The sequence below is a fragment of the Neobacillus niacini NBRC 15566 genome (assembly GCF_001591505.1).
Taxonomy (GTDB): Bacteria; Bacillota; Bacilli; order Bacillales; family Cytobacillaceae; genus Neobacillus; species Neobacillus niacini.
In genome coordinates this window covers 179185-186897 of record NZ_BCVA01000007.1, presented here as the reverse complement: position 1 = coordinate 186897, position 7713 = coordinate 179185, and the positions used below count along the sequence as shown (strand labels likewise).

Annotated in this window: 3 protein-coding genes and 3 pseudogenes; 4 read left to right on the top strand and 2 right to left on the bottom strand. The window is 36.9% G+C overall.

Annotated features, from left to right (window positions below):
- The first annotated feature begins 68 nt into the window (after nucleotides 1-68).
- Nucleotides 69-1303, top strand: a pseudogene (locus BANA01_RS09105) (IS110 family RNA-guided transposase).
- Nucleotides 1304-1518: 215 nt separating this feature from the next.
- Here BANA01_RS09105 and BANA01_RS09100 read toward each other — a convergent pair.
- On the bottom strand, nucleotides 1519-2397 hold the full coding sequence (locus BANA01_RS09100) for a LysR family transcriptional regulator (protein ID WP_034677444.1): 879 nt from the start codon (nucleotides 2395-2397) through the stop codon (nucleotides 1519-1521).
- Nucleotides 2398-2505: 108 nt separating this feature from the next.
- Here BANA01_RS09100 and BANA01_RS09095 point away from each other — a divergent pair, with 108 nt between their 5' ends.
- Both BANA01_RS09095 and BANA01_RS09090 read left to right on the top strand, forming a co-directional pair.
- Nucleotides 2506-3792: an NCS2 family permease gene (locus BANA01_RS09095; RefSeq protein WP_063252772.1), complete on the top strand. Its 1287-nt coding sequence runs from the start codon at nucleotides 2506-2508 to the stop codon at nucleotides 3790-3792.
- 204 nt (nucleotides 3793-3996) lie between these two features.
- Nucleotides 3997-4185 (top strand): DUF4177 domain-containing protein, encoded by a 189-nt coding sequence (locus tag BANA01_RS09090; protein ID WP_063252770.1) that lies wholly within the window; start codon nucleotides 3997-3999, stop codon nucleotides 4183-4185.
- 552 nt (nucleotides 4186-4737) lie between these two features.
- Here BANA01_RS09090 and BANA01_RS09085 read toward each other — a convergent pair.
- Nucleotides 4738-5736, bottom strand: a pseudogene (locus BANA01_RS09085) (IS110 family RNA-guided transposase); the annotation flags it as partial.
- Between the two features lie 234 nt (nucleotides 5737-5970).
- Between BANA01_RS09085 and BANA01_RS09080 the strand changes: the two are divergent.
- Nucleotides 5971-7211: pseudogene (locus BANA01_RS09080) on the top strand (IS110 family RNA-guided transposase).
- Nucleotides 7212-7713: the final 502 nt, after the last annotated feature.

The window sequence follows — 7713 nt, the reverse complement described above, 5'->3', positions numbered from 1 at the left end:
AAGCTGTGACACTGCATGGAGGAATTAGGGGTACTGGCAAATTACTAGTTTAGGAGGAGGATTTAGAAATGAATCCAGTCATTGGGCTGGATATTTCAAAAGGGGAAAGTCAAGTTCAAGGATTTTTAGATAAAGGCAAACCATATCGTAAGATTTTTAAATTTTCTCATACTCTAGAAGGTTTAAGTTTACTTGTAGGTTTTCTTTAGGAAGTTAAGAGAGAAACAGGTAAGAAACCACCTGTTGTTTTAGAGGCAACAGGACATTATCATTCCTCTGTTGTTCAATACTTAGAGGACCGTGGATATTTAATGATTATTATTAATCCATTGATCTCTTATAAGGCTAAAAGTTCAAGTCTTCGGAAAGTAAAGACAGATGCGATAGATGCCTACCATCTCTGTGAGCTGTTTTATAAGGAGGATTTAGAGCCGTATAAGAAGCGTGGTGTACAGCTATTAAACCTTCGGAATCTTACAAGACAGCACGAAAATATAACTGGTGTATTGATTCAAACAAAGCTACCATTTCAAGCGATTCTGGACCAAGTCTTTCCTGAATATAGAGGAGTTTTTGGGGACTTGTATTCAGTAGTATCACTCTTAACTCTTTCAGAGTTTCCCTCATCTGAAGATATATTAGAGGCAGGTGTAGAAACCATAGCTGACAAAATGGCTCAATTATGTAAAAATCGTTCATACAGATGGGCCAATGAAAAAGCTATTCAACTCAAAGCTGCCGCAAACCGAAATCCGTTTGAAAAGACTTTGTATCAGAGTCATATTTTGAGTCTTGGTATGTATATTAATATCATTCTTCAATATAAAGAGCACCTATCCAAGTTAGAGTCAGAGATAAATGCCCTTGCAAAAGAAGTTGAAGAATATAATATTATCAAATCTATCCCTGGTATCGGAGAAAAGATCGCTGCAACGATTATTTCAGAAATTGGGGAGATAGATTTATTTACTGATCCTAAAAAGCTGGTAGCTTTCGCTGGAGTTGACCCTAGTGTATTTGAATCTGGTAAGTTTACAGCCACCAAGAATCGAATCACAAAAAGAGGGTCCAGCAGACTTCATCAGGCCCTATATATGTCTGTCCGTTGTGTTATACGTGACTGTCGCAAGAGCAAAACAAGCGATGAGATCATTCCTCGTAATAAGAAATTACGAGAGTTCTATGATAAGAAACGTGAAAAAGGAAAACCTTTTAAGGTAGCGGTCATTGCTTGTGTAAATAAGCTCTTACATTGGATATTTGCCTACTAAAGAATAAAACGACTTTCCAAGATATAGCTTAAAACCTATATCTACCTAAATAAATAAAACCTTCCAAAATTAGTCTAACGGAAGGTTTTTTGGCATGCACATTTTTAGTGTAGCATGAGATATAAATTTTTATCGAAAAATATTGACAAACTATTAGCTGGTTTAGTTCAATAAAAAAAGAGTTGCCACAACAACCCCGCTGTTCTACTATGCTCTCGATAATAGGCTATTTCAATTAAAGACAATGTTAAAGTTGTGAATGTCTATAAAATCCCTTTACTAGATCCATAAAATTTTTGGCTGGTGTTGAGACATAATGATGTTCAAGCAAAATGACTCCTAAAGAAGATGTCATATTGGCATTGCTTATTGGTGCCGGGTAAAGACTTTTTGCCCCGTAGACATCAAAAACAGATTTTGGCACAATCGTTACCCCTGTTCCCCCCTTCACCAATTCCATTAATACATGCATATCAGAGCATTCCGCAATACTTTTTAGTTGAAGCTTTTGCCTAGTAAATGCTTCAAGAATCGTATTATATATACCCAGCCCCTCTGTACTAGGAAAAATAAGAGGCATTTGTGCAACCTCATCTAAGGATATATTGTGGACTTCCGTATTACTGACGAAAATAAAAGGCTCATTAATAAGATGATGGTAAACCAAACCTCGATGTTCAAGCGGAAGACGTACAAATGCCATTTCAATCGCTCTAGTTTTAACCATTTCTGCTAAATAAAATGAATCATTTTGGACAATTTTTAACGATACATGGGGATAGTTTTTGTGGAAGGATTGGAGCATTTCTGAAAATCCTGAAACGGATAAGGTGTTTATTCCCATATTGAGAGCGCCCTTTTTTCCCTCCTCCGTATCCTGTATTTCATTTTTCATTTCTTCAAAACTATTGACGAGATGCAAAGCACGTTGATATAGTAGTTTTCCCTTATCGGTTAACTCCATCCTCTTCCCATTTCTCTCGATTAATTTAACACCTAATTCATCCTCCAATTGTTTTAATTGTATGCTGAGAGGTGGCTGAGACAAATGAAGCCTATTCGCAGCTGCAGTAATATTCTTTTCTTCAGCTATTGCGATGAAATACCGCAATTTTTTAATATCCATGAATTTCTCCTTCTATTTAAAAAATATATGGTTTTTATATAAATTATATATTTCTAATATACATCTTGTCCATGATACGATAACGAACGAACTAGAAAGGAGAATGACATGGAACGTTTATTTAAATTAACGCAACATGGTACGACACTTACAAAAGAATTTTCTGCAGGTTTTATTTCTTATATAACCGTGGTTTACATTATTATTGTCAATGCTACGATTTTGGCTGCAGCTGGTATTCCCTTGGAGGCAGGAATCATTGCAACCATATTAACTAGTTTTTTTGGATGTATAATTATTGGCTTTTGGAGTAATACCCCTATACTCCTCATTCCAGGTATGGGGCTCAATGCGATGTTCACTTATACAATCGTTCAATCTGGGGGATTTACTTGGCAAGAGGCGTTGGCGATGGTTTTCGTTACAGGGCTGATTTTCACTGTAATTGCCTTTACGCCCCTTGCAAAAGTGATTACGTCCTCGATTCCTAATTCCTTAAAGGAAGCCATAACCATTGGGATCGGAATCTTATTGATATTAATTGGGTTTGACAATGCTGGTATTATTACGGGTTCTGAGCACACCCTGCTTGCAATCGGAGATTTAAGCAGTCCCCAAGCTATCACTACATTTATTGGTTTGATTATTACGGTTATATTATTTGTTAAAAATATACCGGGAAACCTTCTTCTAAGTATTTTAATTACATCGTTGCTATCGATTTGGTTTGGAGGAGCTACCTTCGAAGGCATTTCTCTTACCATTCCATCTTTTCAAGAATACATTGGCGTTTTCGGACAATTATCGTGGGCACAAGCAGGGAACTTGGTCTTCTGGCTGACTTCTATCTCATTCGCAATGGTGATTGTCTTTGAAAATATTGGTTTGATTCATGGGCATAGCAAGTTGTTAAATCGTGATGAGAGTAATAAGAAATCACTACAGGCTACAGCCATTTCGGTATTATCATCAGGAATATTTGGTACGAGTCCCACTGTAGCATCTGTGGAATCTGCAGCTGGAATAACAGCCGGCGGAAGAACAGGGTTAACCAGCATCGTGACAGGTCTATTGTTTCTTGTTTCGTTATTGTTCATACCAGTTATTAAAATCGTTCCAGCAAGTGCGGTTTCGCCTATTCTGATATTAATAGGGGTTCTTATGTTGCAAAACATTGTTCATATTTCAATAGATGATCTAACAGAGAGCTTACCAGCACTTCTAATTATTGTATTAATTCCTTTAACCTATAGCATTGCAGATGGTATGGCAATCGGCTTTGTTCTATATCCATTGTTGAAGCTTTTAATTGGGAAAGGGAGGGAAGTACACCCTGCACTTTATTTGATTGCCCTTCTGTTTTTTAGCAATTTTGTTATTCAATACGCTTTTTAAGTATAAAGAATAGAAACGGGCTAAACCATAAAGTGTTTGTGCGGAATACATTGGACTCTCGTTGAATTGTTGATAAAAAGCAATGATTAAAAGGTGTATCATTTCAAACAAATCAATTTCCAACTCATATGTTAATTTTCCGGACTATTACCTAAATTTAATATCATTTTAATAACTATTATTCTTTATGTGGAGGTATGAATTATGTACGAATATAAATTTGTTCAAATTAAACTTAGTAGATGGAACAATGCACCGAAGGAAAATTATCATGAAACAATTGCCAACCATGCGAAGGATGGTTGGAGATTCGTCCAATTATTTGCCCCTGTTACATCTGGAAACGGTTCATCTTCATTTTTTGAGATTATTTTTGAAAGATCCCTCTTATGAGCGAAGTTCAATAAGGATACCAAATATATAAACGGTATCCTTGTTTTTCTTTTTTAATTATAGGTTTCATCAAGAAAAGCATTTTCCTAATTGAATGAATGTTCAAATTTAGTTTTAATACTAAAATTTGTTTACGATTTATTATGAATACATAAAAGAAATTACAGGCTTTTTCAATAACATTGTGAAGGGATGTACTTAAACTAAACTCCCTCAATAAACAAAGTTAAAACTCATGTTTTCTCCAGTTTTCTCAGTATTTTATAGAATGCTTTTTTAGAGTAAATGCTCGTTACAATGGTTGGATTTATCTCGTCAGGATAAATTTGGGCTTTCGAAGAAAAAAGACTGTTGCTCATTTGCCACGCATTTAAAAAATGGTGAATGAGTAAAAATATGATCGCACTGGTGGATGTCCACATATCTCATGGAGGTCAACCCTCCCATGTCTCACAGAGTCTTCGCTCTCAAATTCCTTCGTCCAACCTTTCCAGGAGGTGGATGTCAGTCATGCTGCCCCACAGGGTCATTGCCCGAGGTTTAGTTGCTTTACTTATGCTTGCCAGAGGTGTTCTCTTCAAGCTCAATCCAGCTAGCTTTATGATTTGTCTAGGGTGATTATAGTCTTGAAGATTTCCAACTTCCGCAAAGAAGCCTGCAACCGTATCTCTCCATACTCCCTTAATAGCTAGCATTTGTTGAACGCCAGGGATATGTTCAATTAGGTTATCAATCTTATTATCTAGTTCTACGAACTTCTCTTGTATCAAGATATTTATCAAGCAGAGTCGCTAGTTCTAATATTGCCATATTAGAACCTTGGCACAGTCCGATAGACTTTCTAGCTGCTTGTTTTAACTCTAGTATTTTGTTTAGTCCTACACTCCGACTAACTGCTTTAATGATCCAATAAGTACTGATTCGTGAAATGATTTAGTTCATATGGTAAGGCTCCTAGCCTTAAAAATTGCAAGGCTGCTTTCCCTTCCCAACTTTTAAAGACTGTTAAAAACTAAGGAAAATAGAGATCTAACCAGTTGTGAATCTGACCTTGTACCGTTTGAAGGTCGTCAGTTAAGAGATCACGTATTTTTTTCGCCACGCGGAGTTCTGCATAAACACCTTGTGGAATCATTGGTTCAGCGTATCTCCCATCCTTGACCAGCTATGCGATGACTTTAGCATCTTTCACATCGTTCTTAGTCGGTGAGTGTCATCAAGTTCCTTACTTTTCTTTACATGTAACGGGTTTATTGCGTCAAATTTTATATTATTTTCATTTAGTATATGAGCTAGATTTAGCCAATAGTGGCCATTAGGTTCCATACCTACTATCACTTTTTCCATGTCCTGATCTTCCTTTAATTGAAAGGTCCACTCGAGAAATACTTGAAATCCTTGCTTAGTATTCTCAAAATAACAAGGTGATCAAAATTCTATTCCTCTGTAGTCCTGTGCCTGTGCCACATGTTTGAATTTCGCAACATCAACACCTATAATTAGAGTCTGAGAAGTAATTTGAGCAATCTTTTCATTTTGGTTATAATTCATTTCATATCCTCCTGGTTTTATTGAGTTTATCCTTTTTGCTTGCCGGCTTAGGACTCTCTCATTCTACCAAGAGGTTATATTTTTGTTCAAACCTCATTTTCATTCATTACAGGAATGCTGCCCCGTTAGAATTCCTGTAGGTAGCTAATTTTCAACTTTGAAAAAAATTAGGTCCCTCAGTAAGATATGAGTATAGACACCACTCTAACTCAAACCTTAAGGAGGAACCCTAATATGAAGTTTAAGATGCAAGACAAACAAAATCAACTAATTGAGAGAATTTCGGATAAACACCTCGTAGTTGGAGTAGATATCGCCCAAGAACTACACGTAGCTAGAGCTGTAAATTACCGTGGAATTATAGTCGGTGATCCTCTTACATTTGAAAATAATGAAGAAGGTTTTGCTAGGTTACTACAATGGATTAACGAGTTAAAAACCTTAAAAGGATTTGCTTCTACTATTATGGCATGGAACCTACAGGACATTACTGGATTAACCTATCAAAATGGCTATATGATCAAGATATTGAAGCAGTAACTGTTAACCCCCACCTCGTAAAAAAGAATAAGGAAAACCGTGATAATAGCCGATCGAAAAGTGATAAAAAAGATGCACTTGTTATCGCAGATATGGTCAAGAATGGCTACTATTCCTTTATTCGCCCTACTTCAGAGGCCTTTGAAAAACTAAGAGTTTTAATGTCTAACCGTGACATGACCGTTAAACGACTAGTCAGTGCTGTCAATAAAATTACCCGTTGGGTCGATATTGTTTTCCCAGAACTTCGAAAGGTATTCAAAGATGTTAAAGGCAAATGGGCCATGGCTACTCTTCGCTTATTCCCTTCACCACGAGAACTACGTTCAATGAAAGCACCAGATATCGTTGAAGGCTGGAAAACCCAAATGAAGAGACAACCTGGGATATTAAAAGCACGTGTATTAATATAATTAGCTACTCATTCAGCCGGATCTCGACAAGCACACGATGCTTATAAACTACACCTCGAACAATTAATTGAAGAGTTTGATCTAGCAACTACACAACTTGAACGGGTTGAACAGGAAGTTACTAATCTCCTTAAACAAGTTACTTTTGCAAAAAAGTTACTTGCCATCAAAGGAATTAGTGAAATTGCCCTTACAGGAATACTTGGAGAAGCTGGAGATCTCAGTGGTTTTGCGTATGGTAATTCTCGATTGCGCCATGCTGGTTTACATCTTGCAGAGGCTAGTTCAGGTAAATGGAAAGGTCAAATTGTCCTCTCCAAACGCGGGAGATCACGTTTACGGCGCTTCTTATACTTAGCCACTATGAGTCTTGTCATGAACAATCCTGATTTTAAAGAGCTGCACTTCAACAATGTTATGAAATTAATTCATAAACTCGCAAGAGTATTGGTTGGGATGGCCAGAAAAAATGAATCTTATCGTCCTTTCAAAGTACAGCCATTAACAACTATAGCTGCATAAACTTAAACTTGAATCATCTTTAGTATCACACCAGAATAATTGAACTTTAAGGATAATTTCTTTCGAATATTGGCTTATTCGTAGGATTTCAAAGAAAGTACGAAGTACCGGATTTATTGTGCAAAAGGGCTCTGACCTGACCCGTTCCATTAGAAAGACCGGCCTCTACCACTTGGATAGGTGTGACGAAGGAATGAGAGGGCATTTGACCCGTTGAGACATGGGAGTGAAAACCTCCAAGGGGGGCGTGGAGAATGCGTACATTATATGGGAATTTTTGGAGTTTCTACTACCTCCTTTATTTAAGTACACCTTCATGTAGCCAAAATGGTCAGAACTCATTCAATCTATCCCCTACTATTCTTTCAAGTGATTTGAAATCCTGCGAATAAGTGAGTATTCGAGAGATAATCGTATCTAACTGAGGGAGCTCAATAAGAAAAAAAAGACCGCAGCTGCGATCATCCTTTAGCATAAGCACCCTATAGTTTAAGTACATTTC

Excerpts from the sequence above, each read along its gene's own strand:
- BANA01_RS09090 (WP_063252770.1), top strand. The coding sequence starts at position 3,997 with ATGTACGAATATAAATTTGTTCAAATTAAACTTAGTAGATGGAACAAT.
- BANA01_RS09100 (WP_034677444.1), bottom strand. The coding sequence starts at position 2,397 with ATGGATATTAAAAAATTGCGGTATTTCATCGCAATAGCTGAAGAAAAG.
- BANA01_RS09095 (WP_063252772.1), top strand. The coding sequence starts at position 2,506 with ATGGAACGTTTATTTAAATTAACGCAACATGGTACGACACTTACAAAA.